The organism is Mammaliicoccus sp. O-M54 (assembly GCF_022386035.1).
GTDB lineage: Bacteria > Bacillota > Bacilli > Staphylococcales > Staphylococcaceae > Mammaliicoccus > Mammaliicoccus sciuri_A.
This window is the reverse complement of the sequence record NZ_JAJNJE010000001.1, coordinates 272,323-295,928: the sequence shown is the minus strand read 5'-3', so window position 1 is coordinate 295,928 and position 23,606 is coordinate 272,323. Positions and strand designations below refer to the sequence as shown.

19 protein-coding genes are annotated in these 23,606 nt (G+C 31.8%); 6 read left to right on the top strand and 13 right to left on the bottom strand.

All coding sequences use genetic code 11. The annotated features are described in order from the left end of the window. Positions 1-104 precede the first annotated feature (104 nt). Complete coding sequence (locus LQ673_RS01555) at positions 105-1,577, top strand: ATP-binding protein (protein WP_191835754.1); 1,473 nt, start codon at positions 105-107, stop codon at positions 1,575-1,577. Positions 1,578-1,613: 36 nt separating this feature from the next. Here LQ673_RS01555 and LQ673_RS01550 read toward each other — a convergent pair whose 3' ends face one another. The 6 genes from LQ673_RS01550 to LQ673_RS01525 form a co-directional block, all read right to left on the bottom strand. Further along, positions 1,614-2,966 (bottom strand): TrkH family potassium uptake protein, encoded by a 1,353-nt coding sequence (locus tag LQ673_RS01550; RefSeq protein WP_239704676.1) that lies wholly within the window; start codon positions 2,964-2,966, stop codon positions 1,614-1,616. Positions 2,967-2,983: 17 nt separating this feature from the next. After that, complete coding sequence (locus LQ673_RS01545) at positions 2,984-4,669, bottom strand: S1C family serine protease (protein ID WP_191835753.1); 1,686 nt, start codon at positions 4,667-4,669, stop codon at positions 2,984-2,986. 212 nt (positions 4,670-4,881) lie between these two features. Further along, complete coding sequence (locus LQ673_RS01540; RefSeq protein ID WP_037588899.1) at positions 4,882-5,703, bottom strand: TerC family protein; 822 nt, start codon at positions 5,701-5,703, stop codon at positions 4,882-4,884. A 218-nt stretch (positions 5,704-5,921) separates the two neighbouring features. Beyond that, positions 5,922-7,484, bottom strand: a complete 1,563-nt coding sequence (locus LQ673_RS01535) for a peptide chain release factor 3 (RefSeq protein WP_037588898.1) — start codon at positions 7,482-7,484, stop codon at positions 5,922-5,924. A gap of 13 nt (positions 7,485-7,497) precedes the next feature. Continuing rightward, entirely contained in the window at positions 7,498-7,737 is a 240-nt protein-coding gene (locus tag LQ673_RS01530) for a YueH family protein (RefSeq protein WP_025905650.1), read from the bottom strand. Next, positions 7,727-9,211, bottom strand: coding sequence for a UDP-N-acetylmuramoyl-L-alanyl-D-glutamate--L-lysine ligase (locus LQ673_RS01525; RefSeq protein WP_239704678.1), 1,485 nt, complete (start codon positions 9,209-9,211; stop codon positions 7,727-7,729). The genes LQ673_RS01530 and LQ673_RS01525 overlap by 11 nt, the downstream gene beginning before the upstream one ends. A 127-nt stretch (positions 9,212-9,338) precedes the next feature. Between LQ673_RS01525 and LQ673_RS01520 the strand changes: the two genes are divergently transcribed. From LQ673_RS01520 to ltaA, 4 genes are all read left to right on the top strand, one after another. Next, complete coding sequence (locus LQ673_RS01520) at positions 9,339-10,061, top strand: ABC transporter ATP-binding protein (RefSeq protein WP_107565915.1); 723 nt, start codon at positions 9,339-9,341, stop codon at positions 10,059-10,061. After that, complete coding sequence (locus LQ673_RS01515) at positions 10,054-11,187, top strand: ABC transporter permease (RefSeq protein WP_191835752.1); 1,134 nt, start codon at positions 10,054-10,056, stop codon at positions 11,185-11,187. The genes LQ673_RS01520 and LQ673_RS01515 overlap by 8 nt, the downstream gene beginning before the upstream one ends. A gap of 170 nt (positions 11,188-11,357) precedes the next feature. Beyond that, positions 11,358-12,533, top strand: coding sequence for a diglucosyl diacylglycerol synthase (locus LQ673_RS01510; RefSeq protein WP_037588893.1), 1,176 nt, complete (start codon positions 11,358-11,360; stop codon positions 12,531-12,533). Then, on the top strand, positions 12,511-13,707 hold the full coding sequence (ltaA, locus tag LQ673_RS01505) for a lipoteichoic acid biosynthesis MFS flippase LtaA (protein ID WP_191835751.1): 1,197 nt from the start codon (positions 12,511-12,513) through the stop codon (positions 13,705-13,707). Before LQ673_RS01510 ends, ltaA begins: the two co-directional genes overlap by 23 nt. 202 nt (positions 13,708-13,909) lie before the next feature. On the opposite strand, the gene LQ673_RS01500 is transcribed toward ltaA, so the two are convergent. From LQ673_RS01500 to LQ673_RS01490, 3 genes are all read right to left on the bottom strand, one after another. Beyond that, entirely contained in the window at positions 13,910-14,416 is a 507-nt protein-coding gene (locus tag LQ673_RS01500) for a YjcG family protein (protein ID WP_191835750.1), read from the bottom strand. Between the two features lie 35 nt (positions 14,417-14,451). Beyond that, on the bottom strand, positions 14,452-15,201 hold the full coding sequence (locus tag LQ673_RS01495; RefSeq protein WP_191835749.1) for an alpha/beta hydrolase-fold protein: 750 nt from the start codon (positions 15,199-15,201) through the stop codon (positions 14,452-14,454). A 78-nt stretch (positions 15,202-15,279) separates the two neighbouring features. After that, a complete protein-coding gene (locus LQ673_RS01490) occupies positions 15,280-16,842 on the bottom strand; it encodes an alanine/glycine:cation symporter family protein (RefSeq protein ID WP_269669427.1) in 1,563 nt (520 codons plus the stop codon). Between the two features lie 370 nt (positions 16,843-17,212). Between LQ673_RS01490 and LQ673_RS01485 the strand changes: the two genes are divergently transcribed. Next, positions 17,213-18,325, top strand: coding sequence for an AI-2E family transporter (locus LQ673_RS01485; RefSeq protein ID WP_037588889.1), 1,113 nt, complete (start codon positions 17,213-17,215; stop codon positions 18,323-18,325). A 227-nt stretch (positions 18,326-18,552) separates the two neighbouring features. Here the strand turns inward: LQ673_RS01485 and fabI are convergent, their stop codons facing one another. The 4 genes from fabI to LQ673_RS01465 all read right to left on the bottom strand — a co-directional run bounded on the left by fabI (position 18,553) and on the right by LQ673_RS01465 (position 23,605). Further along, on the bottom strand, positions 18,553-19,326 hold the full coding sequence (gene fabI, locus LQ673_RS01480; protein ID WP_037588888.1) for an enoyl-ACP reductase FabI: 774 nt from the start codon (positions 19,324-19,326) through the stop codon (positions 18,553-18,555). Between the two features lie 152 nt (positions 19,327-19,478). Continuing rightward, positions 19,479-21,320 (bottom strand): cation:proton antiporter family protein, encoded by a 1,842-nt coding sequence (locus LQ673_RS01475; protein WP_126477185.1) that lies wholly within the window; start codon positions 21,318-21,320, stop codon positions 19,479-19,481. Positions 21,321-21,330: 10 nt separating this feature from the next. After that, positions 21,331-22,713 (bottom strand): magnesium transporter, encoded by a 1,383-nt coding sequence (mgtE, locus tag LQ673_RS01470; RefSeq protein ID WP_025905662.1) that lies wholly within the window; start codon positions 22,711-22,713, stop codon positions 21,331-21,333. Positions 22,714-22,744: 31 nt separating this feature from the next. Then, on the bottom strand, positions 22,745-23,605 hold the full coding sequence (locus LQ673_RS01465; protein ID WP_191835748.1) for an RluA family pseudouridine synthase: 861 nt from the start codon (positions 23,603-23,605) through the stop codon (positions 22,745-22,747). Between the last annotated feature and the right edge of the window lies 1 nt (position 23,606).

The window sequence follows — 23,606 nt, the reverse complement described above, 5'->3', positions numbered from 1 at the left end:
GGGCAGTTTACGACCATTTGGATAGAAAATTTATTTAATATGTATTGGCAATAATTGTTAATCATAATATACTCTATTAGTAAACAATAAACTTGGAGGCAATAATGAAATCATTTAATAAATTAATCATCATTAATTTTGCTATCGCTTTAGTCATTTCATTAACTATCGGTTTTATTATAAATAAAAATTATACAAATAGAGTGAATCAAAGATTAGAAACGACAAAAGAAATTGTAAACTTAAAAATTAATACATTTATAAACGAATCAAATAGCATCTCTGAATCTTTAACGACTATTTTATCTAACAGCCGTAATGAAAAATTTATTAATCAATTTTTAGAAGATAATCACATTAGATATACATGGATTGATCATATTTATATTTTGAATGACAAGAAAGAAATCGTCTATGACTCAAAAGGGGCTGATTATACCTCTCTTAAAGATTTTAACAAATATAAGTTTCATTTTCCTTTTACAGCTAATTCAAGTTTAAGTAGTGAAAATATTTCATTAAAAAATGCCAATACATTGTTATTAACGAATCATTTAAAAGTTCAAAACAAAGACTACATTGTCGCATCAGAAATAAATATGTCTTCTTTTAAAAATGAAGTTAATTTAATTTCTCAACGATATCATATTCAAGTCAATGGTATCGATGGAACTGAAATCTATCAAGTTGGAAAAGAATATAAACATTCTAAATCTATAAATTATATGTATGATCAATTACCTATTTCATTAACAATTAGCGGACAGTATAATTTTATAACGCGTATTATTTTACCGATTCTTTTAATATTTTTAGTGGTATTTTTATTATTATCTATTGTGACACTTATATTTAAAAATAGATCCGAACGATTAGAACATGAAAAAGTAATCGAACAAGCTAATAATGAAAAGCTTAGATTAATTGGTACACTCGCTGCTAATACAGCACACGAAATTAAAAATCCACTTACAAGCATTAATGGATTTATTGAACTAACGAGAATGAAATATGATAAAGATAAACAAGATCATCACTTTAATATCATTTCAGAAGAACTAGATAGAATTAACAATATCGTTACTCAATTTTTATTTTTAGGAAAGCCAACTAATCTTGCCTATTCGAATGTCGACATTAATCAATCTATTAAAGAAGTTTCACAGTTTTTGAAATATGAACTAGAACAACATAACATTAAAATTGCTTTAACATTGCCAGATACCCCTATCTTTGCATTTATTTCAGAAGATCAATTAAAACAAATTCTCATCAATCTTATTCAAAATGCTAAAGATGCTTTAGTAGATGTTGAACAACCAGAAATTGAAATTCAATTACAACATACACATGCAAACCAAGCAACGATTATATTTAAAGATAACGGTGTCGGTATGTCTAAAGAGACACAACAAAAGATATTCGATCCTTTCTTTACAACGAAAGAATCTGGTAGTGGACTCGGTTTATATTTAAGTAAGAAACTCATTGAAGATTGGGAAGGCGAAATTAGCGTATTTACAAATATGACTAAAGGTACTACGTTTATAATCACCATACCAACTATTAAGCCATAAGAAAAAGCAAGCGGCCCAGCCGCTTGCTTTTTATATTTAGCCTATTTGTATACGTTCTTTAGGATAATGGAATTTATCAGGTGTTGATTTTCCACCTAACATGACGACGAAACATAATAGACCTACCCGACCTATAAACATCAACATCATGATGACGATTTTAGATCCTAATTGTAAGCCATCTGTAATCCCCATTGATAATCCACATGTCCCGAACGCTGACATCGTTTCAAAGAATATAGATAACAAATCATGTTTACCATCTTCAAATCGAACAACAGATAACACACCTACAAACGTAATCGCTAATGCAAGTGAAATAACTGCAAATGATCTTTGTATATCAATTGGATGTATTTCTCTATTGAAAGCTTTAATAGTTGTTCGACCATTACTAAAGTTCACTAAGTATAAGACAAGTATTGTAAATGTTGTTGTTCTTATACCACCACCTACTGAACTAGGTGAAGATCCTATAAACATTAATCCACCTAAGAAGAAGTTGGTCGCTTCAGTAAAATGACTTAAATCTATAGTTGAAAGTCCAGCACTTCTTGTAGATGATGATTGGAACATTGCATAGAATAAAGCTTTATGCCACGAAACATCTTTAAATGAATTTGAAAACTCAAATAAATAAATCACGATTGTTCCTAATAAAAATAAAAATAAATATGTCGCACTTGCAATTTTAGTGAATAGCGAGAATCTAAAGTTTGGAATTGTATTTTTCATGTATGTTTTGACTTCAATTAATACAGGGAAGCCGATTGCACCTAACATAATAAGTAACATAATGATTGTTTGAACGAAATAATCATTCGCATATGGTGCTAATGATTCACCTGTAATATCTAGCCCACCGTTAGTAGTTGCTGAAATAGATGCAAATATACCATGATGGATTGCTTCTTTCACCGATCCAATATCTTTATAGAAGTAAAATGATAACAATATCGCACCAATAACTTCAATCATTAAAATTGTTCTCACAATATCTAATATTAACTTCACAACACCATTCATAGCGTTTGAATTACTATCTAACATAATTAATTGGCGTTCACGTAAACCGATATGTTTACCTAAAATAACCCAAAGTAATGTACCAATAGCCATTACACCTATGCCACCAATATTAAGTATAATCAGGATGATAGCTTGTCCAAATATGGTAAACGTATCTTCAATTGTAACAGGCGTTAACCCCGTTACACTGACACCAGATACAGCAACAAATAATGTATCGACTGGTGCAATTTTAACACCAGGTTTAACAACATAAGGTAAATTTAATAATAAAAAGGCGACAATAATTGCGCCCAAATAATATAATACAATACCTTGTTGTGGAGTCATTTTTTGAAAAAAGTATTTTATAATGGACACAAATTGTCACCTCTATTTTATTTCAATGTTAATTTTTTCGTAATTTCTTTTCCATCTCGAATAAGCTTCAAGTTTACACTGTCGCCTTTTTTATGATTATTATATAATTCTTTTCTAAATTCAAGATTATTTTCAATTTTTGTATCGTTAATACCGACGATTACATCATTAAATTTAACGCCTGCCTTGTCAGCATTACCGTCTTTAGTAACACCAGTAATTGCCATTCCTGATTTGTATTTATCAGGTAAAGATATTTGAGACTTTTCGCTATCACTCATTTTAGAATAGTTTTGAGCCATAATACCTAATTCTGGACGTTCAATTTTACCATTTTTCTCTAATTTATTAATGTAATCAGTAGCGTCATTTGATGGAATTGCAAAAGCCATACCTTCTACATTAGGCATATCGATTTTCAATGATACAATACCGATTAAATTACCTTGTGAGTCTAATACAGGACCACCTGAGTTACCAGGGTTGACTGCAGCATCTGTTTGAATAGCTTTAATTTCCCAATCATACTCGTCATCGCCATTAAAATCAACAGGAACTTTTCTATCTAGTCCAGAAACTACACCTGTAGAAATACTATTTTGGAATTCAGCGCCTAACGGACTACCTATTACAATAGCTGTTTCACCTAAAATTAAATTGTCTGAGTCCTCAAATTTAATAGGTTTAAAATCTTCAGTTTTTTCGATTGGAATCGTTAAGACTGCAATATCAGACCATTGATCTGATCCTAATACTTTACCATCATACTTTTTACCATTTGCTGCTGTAATAATTGGTTTTTTATCACTTGATACAACATGTGCATTTGTTACTATGTATGCTTTTTTATTTTCAACTTTGTAAACGACGCCTGAACCGACGCCGCTATTTTCTTCTTTTTCCTTCGCTGAAGATTCTTTCTTACTAGATACATCTGAATCTTCATGAGATACACCTACTACTGAGTTTTTAGATTTCTCTACAGCTTCCATAACATTCGTAATAGGCTTTTGGAATCCTTTTTGAGATTGTTTTTCTTCAATCGATTTTCTACTTTCGTTAGGAGGATTTACATTTTGGAATATACTCCATACTAAAATAAATATTAATATGATTGCTAAAATAATCGCAATGATTGGCCAATGCTTTTCTATTTTAGTTAAAAATGTATTAAGAAAACTATTTTTATTTTGAGATTTTTGTTCTACTTTTTCATCATGTCTTGCACCGAGCTGCTTATTTGTTTCAAAGTCATTGTCTTTAGAAAAGGCTTTATCTGTTTCTGCCTGTTTTTGTTCACTTACTTTTTCATATTTAATCTCTTCAGGTTCTTCCTCTGAGTTTATTATGCTATCTTTTTTGTTTGTTTGAATTTCATCGTTATGTAATACATCATCTTGTTCACTATGTTCTTGATGTGTTTCAGCAAGTCGGTCATCGTCTAAATCAATTGTTGGATGTGATTTTGATTCTTCTTCTTGCTTTTTAATTTCTTCTTTCGTTAATTTTTCAATACGTGCTTTTTGCATATTTTCCTTAACACGTAATTCGTTTTTCTTTTGAAGTTCTCGTTCATTAGCTTTTTTTATTTCATATTCTTTTTTCTCTTGTTCGATTCTTTTTTCACGTTCTTCGTTATGAAAAAATTCACGTCGCTGTCTCTTATATTCATTTCTAGGAATGACATGCTTTTTTCGTGACATTTATTGCCCTCCTCAATCTAAACACTTAATGTATCTATTATGCCATATAATACTAAATTTATTAACATAAAACCATTGTAATTCTCAATATTATACACCTATTTTTACATATATTTACGAATTCATTCAATATGGATTATTCAATTAAAAAAAGATAAAAAAACACCCACAAAGTCAACAATAAACTTTGTGGATGTTTTGTATTTATAATATTAATTTGTTGTCTTTTTATTATTACGTACTGAAGTGATCCAGCCAATAATAACGAGTAATAATAATACTGACCAGAATATAGATTGCCATAGTATGCCATGAGGGAAATCATGTGGTAATACACCAATTTCATCATGTGCCAATACGATAACAAACAGTTTAATACCTACCCAACCTACAATACCAAATGCTGCTGCTTCTAAGTTTGGATATTTATTTAATAATTCTACAAAGTATGTTGCTGCAAATCGCATAATAATAACACCAATCATACCACCGACAAACATAACACCGAATTGACCAGCGTCCATTCCACCAAAGTGTATACCCATTGCTGGTAATGTCACTGCGATAGCAAATGCTGCTAACATTGAATCAATCGCAAATGCGATATCTGCAAATTCTACTTTTAATACAGTCAACCAGAAATTCTTTTTCAATTTATGATGACCATGTCCATCTGAAGGAAATTCTGATTCAGGGAAATCATCTTGAGCTTCTACGTCATCTGGTGTCTTGAGCTCTTCACCTTTATGTTTTCTAAAGTCTATCAAATTCTTAATGGACATATAAATTAAGTACAATGCCCCTGCTGCTTGAATTGGCCAGAAGTTAGCTAAGAAACTAATTAAGAATAATGATAAGAAACGAAATACAAATGCACCTAATAATCCATAGAATAATGCTTTTTTCCTTAAATCTTCTGGTAAATGTTTGACCATCACGGCCATAACAACTGCATTATCAGCTGCTAATAATCCTTCAAGAAAAATTAAAACAATCAATACCCAGCCGTAACTAATTAACAAACTCGGATCCATCTATTCACACTCCATTCTTTTTTATAAAAAACAAAAGAGACCATGCCTAATAAAAGGCAAAGGTCTCACTTAACATTTATATGATGTCCATATTACCGGAAACTTGCGCTTCGTAATGACGATAATATGCTAGAATTTTTAAGTTCTAAAGTTACTCCCCTTCGACAAAGTCGTAGGTCTATTTAGTTTTACTTAGTTATTATACAATGTTTTGTTCATTATAACAAACTAAATAATTTAATTTCTGGGAATTTATCTTCAAACCATCTTGTTGCAAATTCATTTTCAAATAAGAATACATATTGATCAAAGCGGTCTTTAACTAAAATAGATCGACTTGAATTCATATTGTCTGTAATATCTTTTTCATTTTCAATCCATCTTGCTATTTTCTTACCGACTTGTTCCATAACAACATCAACATTATATTCATTTTTCATACGATGCTCGAATACTTCAAATTGTAATTGTCCAACTGCACCTAATATGATTTGATTCGTGTGCAACGTTTTATAAAGTTGAATCGCACCTTCTTGAACTAATTGTTCAATCCCTTTATGGAAATGCTTTTGTTTCATAACATTTTTAGCGCTAACTTTCATAAATATTTCAGGCGTAAATTGTGGTAATGATTCAAAATGGAATTTCTGATTTCCACCTACAAGTGTGTCACCTATTTGATAATTTCCAGTGTCATATAACCCAATAATATCACCACTAACTGCATGGTTTACAGTTTGTGTATCATCAGCCATAAATGAAGTTGAACGCGTAATTTTTTGTTTTTTCTTATTACGTTGAAGTGTCACATCCATACCTCTTTCGAATGCACCACTCACAACTCTCATAAATGCGATTCTATCTCTATGTCTTGGATCCATATTTGCTTGTATCTTAAAGATAAATCCTGAGAAGTCTGGATCGAACGGATCTACAACATCACCTTCTTCAGTCTTGCGTCCACTTGGCATTGGTGCATAATCAACATACGCATTAAGGAAGTTTTGTACACCGAAATTCGCTAATGCTGAACCGAAGAATACTGGTGTTAACTCTCCAGCTAACAATAATTCTTCATCAAATTGCTCACCTACTTCATCAACAAGCATTAACTCATCAATTGCTTGAGCAAATTGTGAATCATTTTTGATTGGATGATCTTCTTCTAATTCATAGTCATCATTTAAATGTAAAATATTCTCTTCATCTCTGAATGGTTCAATTGTTTTATCGGATCTATCAATAATTCCGAAGAAATTTTGTCCCATTCCAATTGGCCAGTTCATAGGATAAGTTTCTATTTCTAATGTTTTCTCAATTTCTTCTAAAAGTTCAAAAGGTTCTTTACCCATTCTGTCTAATTTGTTGATAAATGTAAAAATAGGAATACCTCTCATTTTACATACTTTAAACAATTTCAATGTTTGTGGTTCGATACCTTTCGCACAGTCAATTACCATTACGGCACTGTCTACAGCCATTAATGTTCTATACGTATCTTCTGAAAAGTCTTCGTGTCCTGGTGTATCTAATATATTAATATTGTAATGATCATAATCAAATTGCATAACTGAACTTGTAACAGATATACCACGTTCTTGTTCCACTTTCATCCAGTCACTTGTCGCAAACTTCCCTGTCTTTTTACCTTTAACGGTACCTGCTTGTCTAATCGCACCACCAAAAAGTAATAATTTTTCCGTTAATGTTGTTTTACCAGCATCTGGGTGGGATATAATCGCAAATGTCTTTCTACTTTCTACTTCTTGTTTAATCGTCACAATTCATTTCTCCTTATAATTCGGATGTCCATTGGCTAATTCTATTTGCTAATTCATTTGCTTCATCTTCATCAAGCACATTAAACAAATGCAAGTACAAATGCTCAATTAAAGATTCTCCGTATAAATCGTAATCTACTTCAATAGACCAAAATAAATCCGGAATTGAAATCACAAAATATTCTTCTTTTTTATTTTCATATATATAAACTTTACAATTTAAGTTTTGCGAATGACTTTCTCTAATCTTCACTTGGCTTTCCTCCATACTTTTCATATGCTGCCTCTAAACCGATTAAATCATCTCTATGAGGCACTTTGATATGTCCAGGCATGATTTGATATGGTTCTCTCCCTTTAGATGCAAGTACAACTGTATCACCTGGCTCAGAAATTTCTATTGCATGTTTAATGCCTTCTGCTCTATCTTCAAATTCTACATAATTATTATGTGTCGCTCCTTTAGCTAATTCTGCTGTTAACATTTTCGGATCATCATTTGCAGGATTATCTGGTGTGAATATCACATAATCTGCTCGACAACTTATTTTACCCATTTCTGGTGTTTTTGTTAAGTCTCTTTCTCCGGCCATACCTACTAAGAATATTAATTTTTGTTTTACAAATGGTTTTACTGCATCTATTAATTTATCCATTCCGTCTGGCGTATGTGCATAATCAATAATTAAATCTATTGGTAAGTTTCTATCTAATACTTCTAAACGTCCTTCAACTGCAGGCATATTTTCAACATCTTCAGTTATGTCGTTTAAGTCATAACCTTGTGCCCACAAACTTATAATGCTCGCTAATAAATTAAGGACATTAAATTTACCTAAATAAGGTGATTGTACTTTGTAAGAACCAAATGGTGTTTCAAGTGTAAAACGAACACCGCTGATAGATTCTTCTATATCTTTAGCCATAAAGTCTGCTTCGTTATCTATACCATATGTAAATATTTCGAATGGTGTTACAGGTATTAATTCTTTTATATATGGATCATCTGCATTCAATATGACATATTTGTCTTTTCTGTAGTCTTGACCTAATTGACTAAATAATAATGACTTTGCATGTCCGTAAGCTTCCATCGTACCATGAAAATCTAAATGATCTTGTGTTAAATTTGAAAAAATAGCGATATCAAATTCTAAACCACGAAGTCTGCCGATAACTAATCCGTGACTTGAAACTTCAAATGTCATACTCTCACATTCTTTATCAACCGCTTCAACGATATGTTTCGTTAAAGTAACGGTTTCTGGAGTCGTATTAACACCTTTTGTAACTGTTTCATTAATTTGAAAACCGTTCGTTCCTAAATAAGCACTATTTTTTCCTAACCCTCTCGTTAAATGATGAATCATTGTCGCAATTGTCGTCTTACCATTTGTGCCAGTTACACCAATTGTCGTTAATTTTTGACTAGGAAAATCAAATAATACATGACTAAAGATACTTGCCACTTTCAATGTATCCTTAACCACAATTAATAATACGTCATCATTTAATTCTACGTAACGGTCACTCACAATGACGCTACATCCTTGCTCTATTACATTCGGTATAAATTTATGACTATCTACTGTATAACCTTTTGATGCCACAAATATAGAGCCTTCTTGAGCATTTCTTGAATCTGTCGTAATATCATGAACTTCTTGGTCAATTTGACCGTAAGTTTGTTTAATTTTTATTTTATTTAATAACGTTTTAACATTCATCGTTATTGCTCCTTTATTTTCAATAGGTCTATTATACACTTTCTTAAGTTGATTTTATAGCTTAGACTATAACTATAAACAATTATAAAATGAGTGAGCGTTTACTTTTAAATAAAGGGGTGCTTTTATGATTGATATTCAATCCATTACAAAATCTTATGGAAAAGCAGTTATTTTAAAAGATGTAACAACTCAATTTGAACCTGGTTTAATAACTGGTTTAATTGGCCCATCAGGTGCTGGCAAGACGACTTTGATTAAATGTATTTTAGGCATGACAACTATGGATTCCGGTACAATCTCGATCAACGGCAATCGTATACCTAATAGAGAAATTTTAAGGTCTATTGGTTATATGTCTCAAAGTGATGCATTGTTTGATGATTTAACCGCTGTTGAAAATTTAAAATTCTTTGCGAAATTATATATTCATAAAGCACTTAAATTGGACATCAACGAACAAATAGAACGCACGCTGGAAATTGTCAACTTATCACATGAAAAACATAAAAAAGTTAAGGCATTTTCTGGAGGTATGAAACGCAGATTATCTCTTGCAATTAGTATGATCCAAAATCCAGACATATTGATTTTAGATGAGCCAACAGTTGGCATCGATCCTAGATTAAGAAAATCGATATGGAATGATTTGTTTCAATTTAGAGATGAAGGCAAGACCATTCTGATCACAACACATGTATTAGATGAAGCAGATAAATGCGATCGTTTATTACTAATGAGAGAAGGCCAAATTATTTCTTATGGTACGCCAAATGAAATTAAATCATCATATAATGTAAAAACGATTGAAGATGTCTTTTTAGCGTTAGGAGATGGTGCACATGATTAATATTGCCACGCGTATTTTAAAACAAGTTATTAGAGATAAACGTACCCTTATGCTCTTACTCGTTGCACCGTTATTAATCATGACGTTGATTTATTTTTTATTTAATTATTCAGATGAGTCAACTGATCTAAAAGTGGGTACATATCAAGTAAACGATCAAATCATTTCAAGCCTCAAAAAACAAGATATTAACATTCAAAAGTATTCAAATCAACAAGATTTAAAACATAAATTTAAAGAGGATCATTTAGATGGTTTTCTATCATTAAACGATAACAAACTAGATGTAACTTACGAAAATACTGACCCAAGCAAAACGAGTCAATTAAAGTTAACCATCAATAAATTAGTCATCATGCAAAGTACAAAGCAGTTGACATCTGTCGTTAATCAACAAGGGAAAATCATTCAGTCAATAACTCAACAACTGCCAGCAGCCGAAAAGTTTCAAGTTTCGGCTAAATACCCAAATCATATAACTAAACTAGATGCCAAAGAGCATTATTTACATGGTGATAAAGATACAAATTATTTTGATACAATAAGTCCTATTTTAATCGCATTTTTCGTATTCTTCTTTACATTCTTAATTTCAGGTATTTCATTACTCAAAGAAAGAACATCTGGAACTTTAGAAAGAACTTTATCATCACCTATTAATAAACATGAAATAATTTTAGGTTATATAGTTGGTTATGGTACATTTGCCATCATACAAACAACTTTGATTGTTTTATATGCTATTTATGTATTACAAATGGTTACAGAAGGCAACATATTATTAGTATTTATTACGAATGTACTCGTGTCATTTATAGCACTTACACTTGGTTTATTGTTATCGACATTCGCATCATCAGAATTTCAAATGATTCAATTTATTCCTTTAGTTGTGATTCCTCAAGTCTTTTTTGCAGGCATCATACCAGTGGAAAGCATGCATAAAGTACTCGTATATATCGCACATATCATGCCACTATACTATGCAGGTGATACAATACAAAATGTTATGTTAAGAGGCTATCACTTATCAGATATTTATATAAATTGGATCATACTCATAGGTATATTCTTATTACTGTTATTATTAAATATGATTGGTATGAATCGATACAGAAAAGTTTAACTATATCTCATGCATAATGACGTATAATTTGTTAAATATCTCCAACTAAAACATTGATATAGTATAAAGTTTTTATATTAATTTTGTAATTATATGCAATATCTTTTCACAAAATAGCGAAAATGCGTTAAACTATCATAGAAATTAAATACAAATACGGAGTGTGGCTAATGGTTTCTCAAAACAAAAAATTATTGATTATTACAGGTTCTTTCGGTAATGGTCATTTACAAGTTACGAATAGTATTGTGAAACAATTTGGTGAAATGAATTTAAATCATTTAACTGTTATTGAGCATGATTTATTTTTGGAAGCACACCCTATTATGACTTCAATTGCGAAACAATGGTATATAAACAGCTTTAAGTATTTCAGAAATATGTATAAGTTCTTCTACTATAGTAGACCTGAACAAATTGATAAATGTTTCTATAAATACTATGGATTAAATAAATTATTGAATTTACTTATAAAAGAAAAGCCTGATTTGATTTTGTTAACTTTTCCGACACCGGTCGTATCAGTTTTAACGGAACAATTCAATTTAAATATACCTATCGCTACAGTTATGACGGACTATCGTTTACACAAGAACTGGGTAACACCACACTCAAATAGATACTATGTTGCTACGAAAGATTTGAAAAAAGAAATTGAATCTATCGGTGTAGAAAGCGATGCAATCAAAGTAACAGGCATACCTATTTCGAAACAATTTGAGCAACCAATCGACCGATATCATTGGTTAACGAAACATAAATTAGATCCAGACAAGAAAGTTATTTTAATGTCTGCTGGTGCTTTCGGTGTATCAACAGGTTTCTCAACGATGATTAGTAAAATAGATATGTACGCTAAAGATGCTCAAGTTGTCATGATTTGTGGTAACAGTAAAAGCTTGAAAAATGAACTTAGACATCATTTTAAAGATAATGATAATGTGTTGATACTCGGTTATACGAAACATATGAATGAATGGATGGCATCAAGCCAACTTATGATTACTAAACCAGGTGGTATCACTATTTCTGAAGCATTCTCAAGACATCTACCATTGATATTCTTAAATCCAGCACCTGGACAAGAGTTAGAAAACGCTGAGTATTTCTCACAAAAAGGATACGGTAAAATAGCACACACACCAGAAGAAGCGACTAAACTTGTTATTTCACTTATGAACCAACCATCAAGACTAAAAGAAATGACACAATTACTTGAAGAAAACTATATTGAAAAATCAACAGAAAATATTTGCAAAGACTTACTTTCATTATTAAGTGATTCACTTTCTTATAATGAAGTTTATGGAAAGGTTCCTATGTATGCCAAATACTTCATCAGATAAAACATTTCACAAAAAAGATTTTCGGTTAATGCTCATCATATTATTTATGATGGAATTTGCGAGAGGAATGTACATTTTAAGTTATTTACCAATTTTACCAACAACCACTACTAAAGTGACTGTTGGTATTACTTCTTTAGCGATTTCTTTACATTTCATCAGTGATGCATTAACCAATTTCGTAATAGGTTTTCTTCTAAAACGATTTGGTCCAACTGTTATATTAACGTGTGGATTTATATTAGCTTTTTCAAGTTTAGCACTCATTATTTTTATACCGTCACCTATCGTGTTTATTTTAAGTGCCATATTATTAGGTATCGCGGTCAGTCCAATTTGGGTCATTATGTTATCTAGTGTTGACGAAGCATCTAGAGGTAAACAAATGGGATATGTTTATTTCAGCTGGTTAGTTGGTTTATTATCAGGTATGATTTTTATGAACTTACTATTTAAACTACATCCTACTCGATTTACATTTATGATGGCGCTTTGTGTACTCATTGCATGGATATTATTCTATTTCGTTAAAGTACAATTAACAAATTATGAAAGTAAATCTGTCAAAAAACAACTACGCGAAATCGTACAAGTGACAAGAAGACATTTATTGCTATTTCCAGGTATCTTTTTACAAGGTTCTGCAATAGGCATGTTGGTCCCTATATTGCCAACATACGCAACAAAGCATATGGGTGTTACGACATTAGAATATACACTTTTACTTATTGTCGGCGGTATTGGATGTACCATTTCGATGTTATTCTTTTCTAAATTGATGGATAAACATTCTAAAGCATTTACACATCTTGTCATTTTTGTAGGATTTTTAGCATATAGTTCATTTATATTTGGCTTAACGGTCTTAACACAATTATTTATCGTTCTATTGATTGCTTTACTCATTGGTACGATTTATGGATTACTCTTACCAGCGTGGAATACATTTATGGCAGGTCAAATTCATAACAAAGTACAAGAAGAAACATGGGGTGTATTCAATAGTGTTCAAGGATTTGGAACAATGATTGGCCCAGTATTAGGAGGCTTAATATCTGAAGTATTTAGAGACGTGTATTATACAATTTATGCTTCAAGTATTATGTTCTTATTCTTAGCATTATTCTATGGCACATTCTTTATCATTAATTATAGAAAAAGAAAATCAGCATAAAATAAAAGGAAGAGACTAGGACATAATATAATGTCTCAGTCTCTTTTAGCATCTTGGCAGTAGCTGACTGAATTGAAAATGCGCTTGAATCAAGCTTTTTTCAACTCTAGTCAGCCTTGCCGGGGCGGGACTACGAAATCTTTTTATACAAATTAGATTTCTGTCCCGCTCCCTTCCTTATTTATATGAGATAAATTTCAATTTATCCTAATGTATATGAAGCTTCTTCAGACCATGTTTCGTCTTCATTTTGCTTCATAAGTTTAATTGTATCAATTGTTTCTGAATGATCTATACCAGCCATTCTTACTTGGCCATAAATATCTTCAAATTCTTGGCTTGAAAGGCCTTGTGCAATTGTAAAGTGTGGTACGAATGGATGTGTACTCTCACCATAGAATGCTTCATTATTAAATTTACTAAATAAAGATTCTAATTCATCCGTTTTAGTCACTTTAAAATAAATAACATTTTTAGTAGGTGCAAAGCTAGATGCTTTAGACACTTGGATATTTAATGGTTCAAATGCTTTAGCTGTTGCCTCTAATTGTGATTTCACTTCATTTAGTTTACTATCTTCAATTTCAAATTTCTCTTTAATTGTAATATGTGGTGCAATTAACGCATAGTGTTTGTCATATCTTTTACGATAAGCATTCACTTGTTCTTGGAATGGTTTAGACGGAATAAGTACGATGCCTAATTTCATAATGATACTTCCTCCTTTGTTTTTCTACATTATTATTATATCAAATTTTTTTGATTTTGATGACTTAAAAAGTAACTTAACATATTTGGTAATTCAGGCTTCCATGTTTTCCATGTATGTCCACCATCTAATTCAGTGTATTCATATGTTAAATCTTCTTGCTTAACGCGTTCACTGAATGCACGATTAGGTGTTAAAAAGTCTGCCATATCTCCACTTATAAGTTTGAAAGAATCTTCTTCTTTACCTATATAATGTTTGATTGTTAATAGATGTTTAGATGAGCACTTGTTAAATGCTTCTATTACAGTATCGTTGATCAGTGGACTGAACAGACCTGCTTGACTAAAATGATGCGGGTATTCTAAACATGTCATTAAAGCAATACTTGCTGCTAGACTATCGCCTAGTAACATTCTTGCATTACCTACTTTCAAAGTTGAGAATGTTTTATCAATATAAGGACATAGCTCTTTCACCACAAATTGTGACGTTTCTTTTCGGTATTCTCCATCGGGATGAAATTCTGTTCTTCTCTTATCTACATCTTCATAGTGAACACCGACAATGATTGCCCTTTCTATCACATCATTTGTTCTTAATTTCTCATATGCGCGATGAATTTGACCAAATTGGAAAAAGTCCCTACCGTCAAATGTAATAATCACATGATGTTTATATAGATCTGTATAGTCTTTAGGTAAGTAAATTGAGATTGTCACTTCCCTTTTTAAGAATTTACTTTCGAGTTTAATTTGGTCAACAAGACCTATTTTTTTATCCATAAAGAACGCTCCCAACTGTACATATAATATTATTGTACAGTAGAGAGCGTATATTTGAAAGCGTTTGATATTGTTTAATTATTTATCATCTAAGTTATATTCTTTTAAACGTTTAGGATAATCTTCATGCCAGAATTTAGCTGTTGGTACTTCATCAGGTTCTGGTCTATATATAGCATAGTAACCTGATCCTTTTTGTTTTTTCTGAATTTCAAAGTCACGTAATGCTCTTAAGGCTGGTTTATGGAGTATCCAAATTGCAATGATATTTAACCATGCCATCATACCTACACCTAAATCACCCATCGCCCAGGCAACATCAGCTGTTTTAACACAACCGTATATTGTGGCACCAATGAGGATTAACCGTACTAATATAATCCATATCTTCTGTTTATCGGACGGTATGATATAACTTACGTTAGTCTCTGCGATATAGTAATATGCCAGTATCGTTGTAAATGCGAAGAAGAACAATGCTAACGCAATAAAGTAAGAACCGAAACCTGAGTACGCTGGATCAAACGTGTAGTTATCTCCAGAGAACGCTTTATCGATACCTGCTTGAGCATACATCGCTGTACCTGATACGTCTTTACTACCATCTGGGCCTTGTACATAAATACCATTGTCATGAATTAAATGTGGTGAACCATCTTTATTTGTTCCACCGTCTGTTGTATTAAATGTACCTGACATTAAAATCATTAATGCTGTAGCTGTACATACTAATAAAGTATCTACATAAACTGAGAATGCTTGTACAAGTCCTTGTTTAGCTGGATGTGATACTTCTGCAGCAGCAGCAGCATGTGGTCCAGTACCTTGACCTGCTTCGTTTGAATAAAGTCCACGTTTAACACCAATTTCAATCATCGCACCGAAAATACCACCAAAAGCAGCTTCAACACCAAATGCAGATTTGAAAATTAATGCAATTAAACCTGGAACTTCTTGAATATTTAATATAATAATAACAATCGCTAAACCTATGTAAACAATAGCCATAAAAGGTACAACGGCTGTCGCAACATTTGCAATTGCTTTAATACCACCGAAAATGATAAGTGCTAATAATACAGCTAATACTATAGCAATAATCCAAGGATTTAAACCAAATGCATTTTTCATTGAAGAAGCAATGGCATTTGATTGTACACCTGGAAGTAATAAACCTACAGATAGTACTGTTACAAGTGCAAATATAATTGCATATATTTTACCAGCTTTACCTTTTATACCTGATTCTATGTAGTATGCTGGTCCACCACGATATTGACCATTAATTTCTCTTTTATAAATTTGACCAAGTGTTGATTCGATAAATGCCGAACTCGCACCTAGAAATGCTGTAGCCCACATCCAGAATACTGCACCGGGACCACCGATAAAGATTGCTGTTGAAACACCAACAATGTTACCTGTACCAACACGACCTGCTAATGATACTGCGATTGCTTGGAAAGAAGAAATACCCGTTGGTGATTTTTCCCCTTGAAACATTAACCGAATCATTTCTTTAAAGTGCCTGACTTGGAAAAACCTCATCATAAATGAAAATAAAACACCAGTCAGTAAAAGACCATATACTAACGCTTTACTCCATACAATCTCATTCGCAAAGCTAACAATAGATTCCATAATTAATCTCCCCTTTGTTGTAAGCCTTAAGATAACCTCATGTTCAGAAAATTTCGAAATTACCTTGTTATGATTATACCATGTATAAATACACAATCAATATTTTTTTGAAATGAACATAACATAAATTGTAAGCGCTTACTATATTGTTAAAAAAGGTTTCTTGAAATAATAAGCGTAAAATCTTACAGACGCTTATATTCACAAATACTTTATAATTATTCTAATCCGTACAACTTAAAATAATATATAAAAATATAAACTTTCAAACAATACACGAATTCTAGAAACTATTTTATTTATCATTGTTAATTCTGTAATTTCGCTTATAATATAAAAGTATGAGAAAGTTTGATAAGGAGGACTTCTATTGTTAAATAAAGCATGGTTTCGTACAGGAATAGCTATTCTCCTTACGTTTCTAATTATTAAAATATTTATGGAAATCAATGAAATATTTTATCCGATTATCATTATCGTAAAATCCATATTACTACCATTATTATTAGGTGGATTCTTATTCTATATTTGTTTACCTTTTCAGAAGATGTTAGAAAAAAGGAAAGTACCAAGATGGGGAAGTATTTCGATTATCATCGTTGCATTAATACTAATTGTTGTATTATTTATCTCTATCATTGCACCTGTATTAACAAATCAAATTAATAATTTAATTAAGAACATTCCATATATACAACGTGAAATTCAGCATGTTGTTGATTATGCATTACAACAAAGAGATCGATTACCAGATAATATATCACAAAAGATTAATGATTCAATCGAAAGTATAAGCGGTATCGTAACAGATATGTTAACCAACTTATTTAGTTATATTTCATCATTTGTTTCAACAATGTTCTTATTAATCTTAGTGCCTTTCTTCTTAATATATATGTTAAAAGATCACGAAAGATTTATACCGTTTATTGCGAGACCTTTCAAAGGACGTACGAAATGGTTTGTCGTGAATTTAAGTAAAGACATTAATCAAACTTTACAATCTTATATACAAGGTCAAGTTACAGTCAGCGTTATATTAGGCGTCTTATTGTACCTTGGTTATACTTTTGTAGGATTAGATTATGCATTACTTTTAGCATTATTAGCATTGATTACCAATATGATTCCATTCTTAGGACCATGGTTAGCATTTATACCAGCAGCAACAATCGCGCTCATACAAGATCCTATGATGCTCGTTTGGGTAAGTATTATCACTTTAATTTGTCAGCAACTTGAAGGTAACGTCATTACACCAAACATTATGGGTAAATCATTAAATATTCACCCACTTACAATCATTACAGTAATATTAGCTGCAGGTAATTTAGGTGGATTCGTAGCTATCTTAATAGCCGTACCTACTTACGCAGTACTTAAGACAATCGTTCGAAATGTATACACACATAGACAATCTATTAGTTCAAGTGCGAACCGTACAGTTGAAGACGATCCAATACATGATAATAACTTAAAATAAACAAAAAAACTGAAACCAATGCGGTTTCAGTTTTTTATTTGGTGTGGAAGATGTTATTTTGGGCGGCCTTAGTTACAATTCCCTAGACTTTTGTTACTATGGGCGGCCTTAGTTACACTTCGGCCAAGTTTTGTTACTATGGCCGCTCTTATTTACACTTCCCCATCTTTTTGTTACTACATATACAAAAAAACCAACAAAATCATAGATTTTGTTGGTTCTCTTAATTATCTTACAACGTGATAACCTGAGTCTACGTGAATATTCTCACCTGTTACACCGCTTGAGTAGTCACTTAATAGATAAGCTGCTGTTTTACCTACTTCTATAATATCTACATTACGTTTCAATGGTGAGCGTTCTTCAATTTCTTTAAGAATTGCATTGAATCCACCTACACCTTTTGCACTTAATGTACGGATTGGACCTGCAGAGATTGCATTTACTCGAATGTTATCTTCGCCTAAGTCACGTGCTAAATATTTAACGTTTGCTTCTAAGCTTGCTTTAGCCACACCCATTACATTATAGTTAGGAACTGCAAATTCTCCACCTAAATAAGTAGTTGCAACGATGCTTCCACCTTCTGGCATTAATTTTTTAGCTTCTCTTGCAACGATAGTTAATGAATAAGAACTAATGTCTTGTGCTAATAAGAATCCTTCACGAGATGTATCTGTAAATCTTCCTCTTAAGTCTTCCATGTTAGCAAAAGCGATTGAATGGTAAACACCATCAATATGACCAAATTTTTCTCCAATTTGTTCAAAAGCATTTACAACATGATCGTCTTTTTGAACATCACACTCATAAATGTGTTGTCCTTTTTGATTTTTTAATTCTTCAAATAATTTAACAAGTTGATCTTTACTACGTTCTTTTCTGTATGTGAATACTAAGTTAGCACCTAGTTCGTCTAACACTTTAGCTACACCAAAGCCAATACTTCTTTTGTTCGCAATACCCATGATTACATATGTTTTACCTTCTAAATTAAACATTCACTATACTCCTTTAATATGTATATTATACTAAACATTCACTCGTTATAATAACACTGGTCAGACCACCTGACAAGCATTATACTTTTATTTTATATTGAATAAAAAGTAAAAATGAGGTCTATTATACAACCTCATTTTTACAAAGTTTATTAAATAAATTCCATATCTTGTTTTAATTGTGAAACATATTCTTTAGATCCTGTCACAATCAACTTATCTCCGTATTGTAATTCAGTATCACCATGAGGTACGATTGAATCTTTTCCTCTAATAATACGTACGAAGATTACGTCCCCAGCAAATGGGAATGATCTTAACAGAACATTATGGTAGCTATGGTTCTTCATCTCTATTTCATATAGAGATGTTTCCACGTTACTTAATAAGTTCAGCATGTTTGGAGATTCAATTAATCCTTTAAGTAAGATTTTATTACTTAAGAAACTACTAAAGAATTCAATGTTCTTACCTTCAAATGCTTCATCTTCACTACCATTTTCTTGTTTACAAATAATTCTCTTAACGCCATGATCATGCGCCATTAAAGCCACTTGTTTATTGATATAATCATCGTTTGCAGAACATACAATGATATCTGAATCAAATAAACCTAATTCTACAAGTTCCTCTTCAATATAATCATCCAGCTCATATGTTTTAATGCTTTCATCTAACTTTCTATTATCTGAAAGGTCTTTTCTAAAGAACATTGAAGTTTGATAAATGTGAGAATGAATACTTTGAGCAACTGGAATTGATAATTGGTTCTTACCAATAAAGCTCACTTTTACAATTCTCTTAGTTTCTTCAGGCATTGGGAACATCTTCTTAAATACAATCGGTACAAAGACACACGTGATAACCGCACTTAGAATAAGTATGCCAGATATTTCTGAACTGATTGTTCCAAGTTGTTCTGCGATCTTTGCTGCTGCGATTACAAGTGACAATGTTGACGTTAATAGGAATGCCGAAGATATTGTCGTTTTACGGTCATACCATTTACCTATAAATGCTACTGGAATTAACTTAGAAATTAAAAAGGCAATAAACAGTAAAGGTATGATAATTAATAAACCTGGCTCTTGCACTAGTGATGGAATGTTTAAATTCACACCTACCATAATGAAGAATATTGGAATAAAGAAACCATATCCAAATGAGTCTAGTTTCTCTACCATATCTTGGTCAGGTCCTAATAACGATACGATAACACCTGCTAAGAAGGCACCTAATATATTTTCAGCACCCACACCTTCAGCTAAACCAACAAGTAGAATAATAAGTGCAAATACAGCACGAATACCTATTTGAGTCGTACCTGAAGTTAATTTTTTTAAGAATGGTGATTTTTTAAATAAACCACCCATAATATAAAAGATAAAACTAAAGACGATTAGAATACCTATAAGCCATAATGGTGAATCACCTTTAGCATTAATTGTTCCGTAAACTGTTAACAGTAACATTGTTGCTAAATCTGCTACAACTGCAACTAACAAGATAAATTGTCCGATGCTTGTATGCATAATATTCATTTCTTTTATTGTTGGTACAACTACACCTAAACTAATTGTCGAAATGATGATAACCATCAATAATACGTCGTCTATTAAACCAGTCCATTTGAATATAAAGGCTAATAAAATAGATAAAACCATAATTAATGAAAATACGACAGCCGTTAAATATAAATTACTTGGAATATTATTTCCTTCTTGTTCATCAGAAGTTTGTTTCGTCTTAAACGCGTTAAAATCAATTTCTAAACCACTTAAGAACATTAAAAATATAAAACCTAACGTCGACAAGATAGATAACCATGCATCTTCTTTTACTAATCCAAATAAAGAGTCACCTATGATTATCCCCATTATGATTTCAGCAACGACAACAGGTAAGAAAGAAATTTTCAACCTATTTACAAGTATAGGTGTTAAAAATGCAGCAATAACAACAATAACGAGAGATGTAAAACTAGAATGCTCCATATTATTCTCCTTATATTAGATAAGACATAAATGCTGTTGCTAAACCAAAGTAGATCAACATACTGACAATGTCGTTTATTGTCGTAATGAATGGTCCACTTGCAACTGCAGGGTCAATATTCATTTTATTCATAAACATCGGTATAATTGCACCCATTAAAGTACCAACAGTCATCGCGATTGTTAAACTAACTGAAACGATGAGTGCCAATACAGGTTCACGATATAATAAGACAATTATAATAAATAAACTTATTGCACAGAAGAAACCAGTCAGTAATCCTGAACCAGATTCACGAAGTGCGAGCTTAAATTTGCTTTGTTCATTTATTTCACCTGTTGAAATATTACGTACAGATACGGCAAGAGATTGTGTACCTGAGTTACCACTCATACCACTAATGATAGGTATAAATGCTGCAAGAAGTGCAACTTGTGAAAGTGTATCTTCAAATTGTCCTAATATGGATGCTGTGATCATACCTAAAACCGTTAAGATTAATAACCAAGGTAACCGTTTCATAGCTGTTTGGAAGACTGAATCATTTGTAGAGTCGATGTCAGATACACCGGCTAATTTAGAGTAGTCTTCACTTGCTTCTTCATCCATAACGTCCAAGATATCATCGATTGTAATGATACCAAGTAAATGATCTTGATAGTCTATTACAGGTAACGCAATCAAGTCATAATCACGCATTGTTTGTGCTACGTCTTCTTGGTCATCAGCTACATTAGAACTGATAACACGTTCACTCATAATTTCTTCAATATAAGCATCATTTTCAGCAACGATTAAGTCTCTTAATGAGATAACACCTGCTAACTTTTTATTTTCGTCAACAACGAAAATAACGTATATTGTTTCCGCTTCAGGTGCTTGTTCTTTAACGTAGAACATCGCTTCTTTAACAGACATTGTTGAATATACTGAAATAAACTCAGTGGTCATAATACCACCGGCAGTGTCTTCTTCATAGTGAAGTAATGCTTTAATTTCTCTAGCATCTTCACGATTCATGAGTGTGAGTAAAGTGGCTATTTTACTTTTAGATAATACATTCAAAATATCAACTGCGTTATCGTATGACATGTCACTTAACATTTGACTTGCATAATTAGCATTCATATTTTGAAAAATTTCTTCGTATTCTTCATCATCTAACTCAGTCGTTTCAAAGAAGTCAGCTACTTCTAACGGAGAAAGGAATTGATATATTTTTTGTTTAAGCTCATTATCACATATTTCAAAGTATTCACCTTGGTCATATGTATGCATATTTAAAAATTCTTCTCTAAATTGGTCTATTTCATCATTTGCTAATAGTTCGTCTAACTTTTCTTTATCAAAAGCTTCGTCTTCGATGTAATTTTCATTATTTTCATTAACCAACTTTGCCACCTCCTCATAAAAATACAATTTATTATATCATACCTACACCGCTTAGGTTATAGTGCATTTCATCAACAATATGCAATTGTTTTAAAGTGATTGGATGTATAAATTCTATATGATTGCACTGCAGTAATTGATGCTCATATTGACCATCTTCAAATCCATATAAACTATCCCCTATAATAGGATATCCAATATGTGCGAGATGCACTCTTATTTGATGTGTTCTACCAGTAAACAACTGTAATTTAAGCATGCTATTTTCAGAATCACCATCTAAATATTCATATTCTGTATGTGCAAACTTTCCTTCTTCAGAAACTTCTCTTTCTATAATAGAATGTTTAGCACGTGCGATTGGTGCTTTAATAACACCTTTCTTCGGTTCAACAGCCCCGTGAACACGTGCAACATAGTATTTACTAATTGTCGTATTTGAAACCATATGATGTAATAATTGATGCTTCGCAAATATAACTATACCACTTGTACCGCGATCTAAACGTGTAACAATGTGTGGAATCGTTCGTTCACCATTCATTATCATATGGCTTAATACCGCTTCAACTAAACTATAATGTGGATGTTCTCTAGAAGGTGCAGTATTCATCATGGCAGGTTTAGAAACAATAATAAACCATTCATCTTCAAATAAAATATTTAAATCAAACGTAAATGGTTCTAGATTATGACTAGGCAATTCATTAGGTAAATGGACATCAATTTCATCACCTTCATGAATTTCTTTTCTAACGGTAGCATGTTTTTTGTTCACTAATAAAGCGCCATTCTGCTTAATGGCGCTTAAACTCTTTTTAGAAATGCCTTTATCATATAAGAATGTCTTCAAAGTCATTGAAGAAGTTGCTTGATATTGTAATACTTTCATA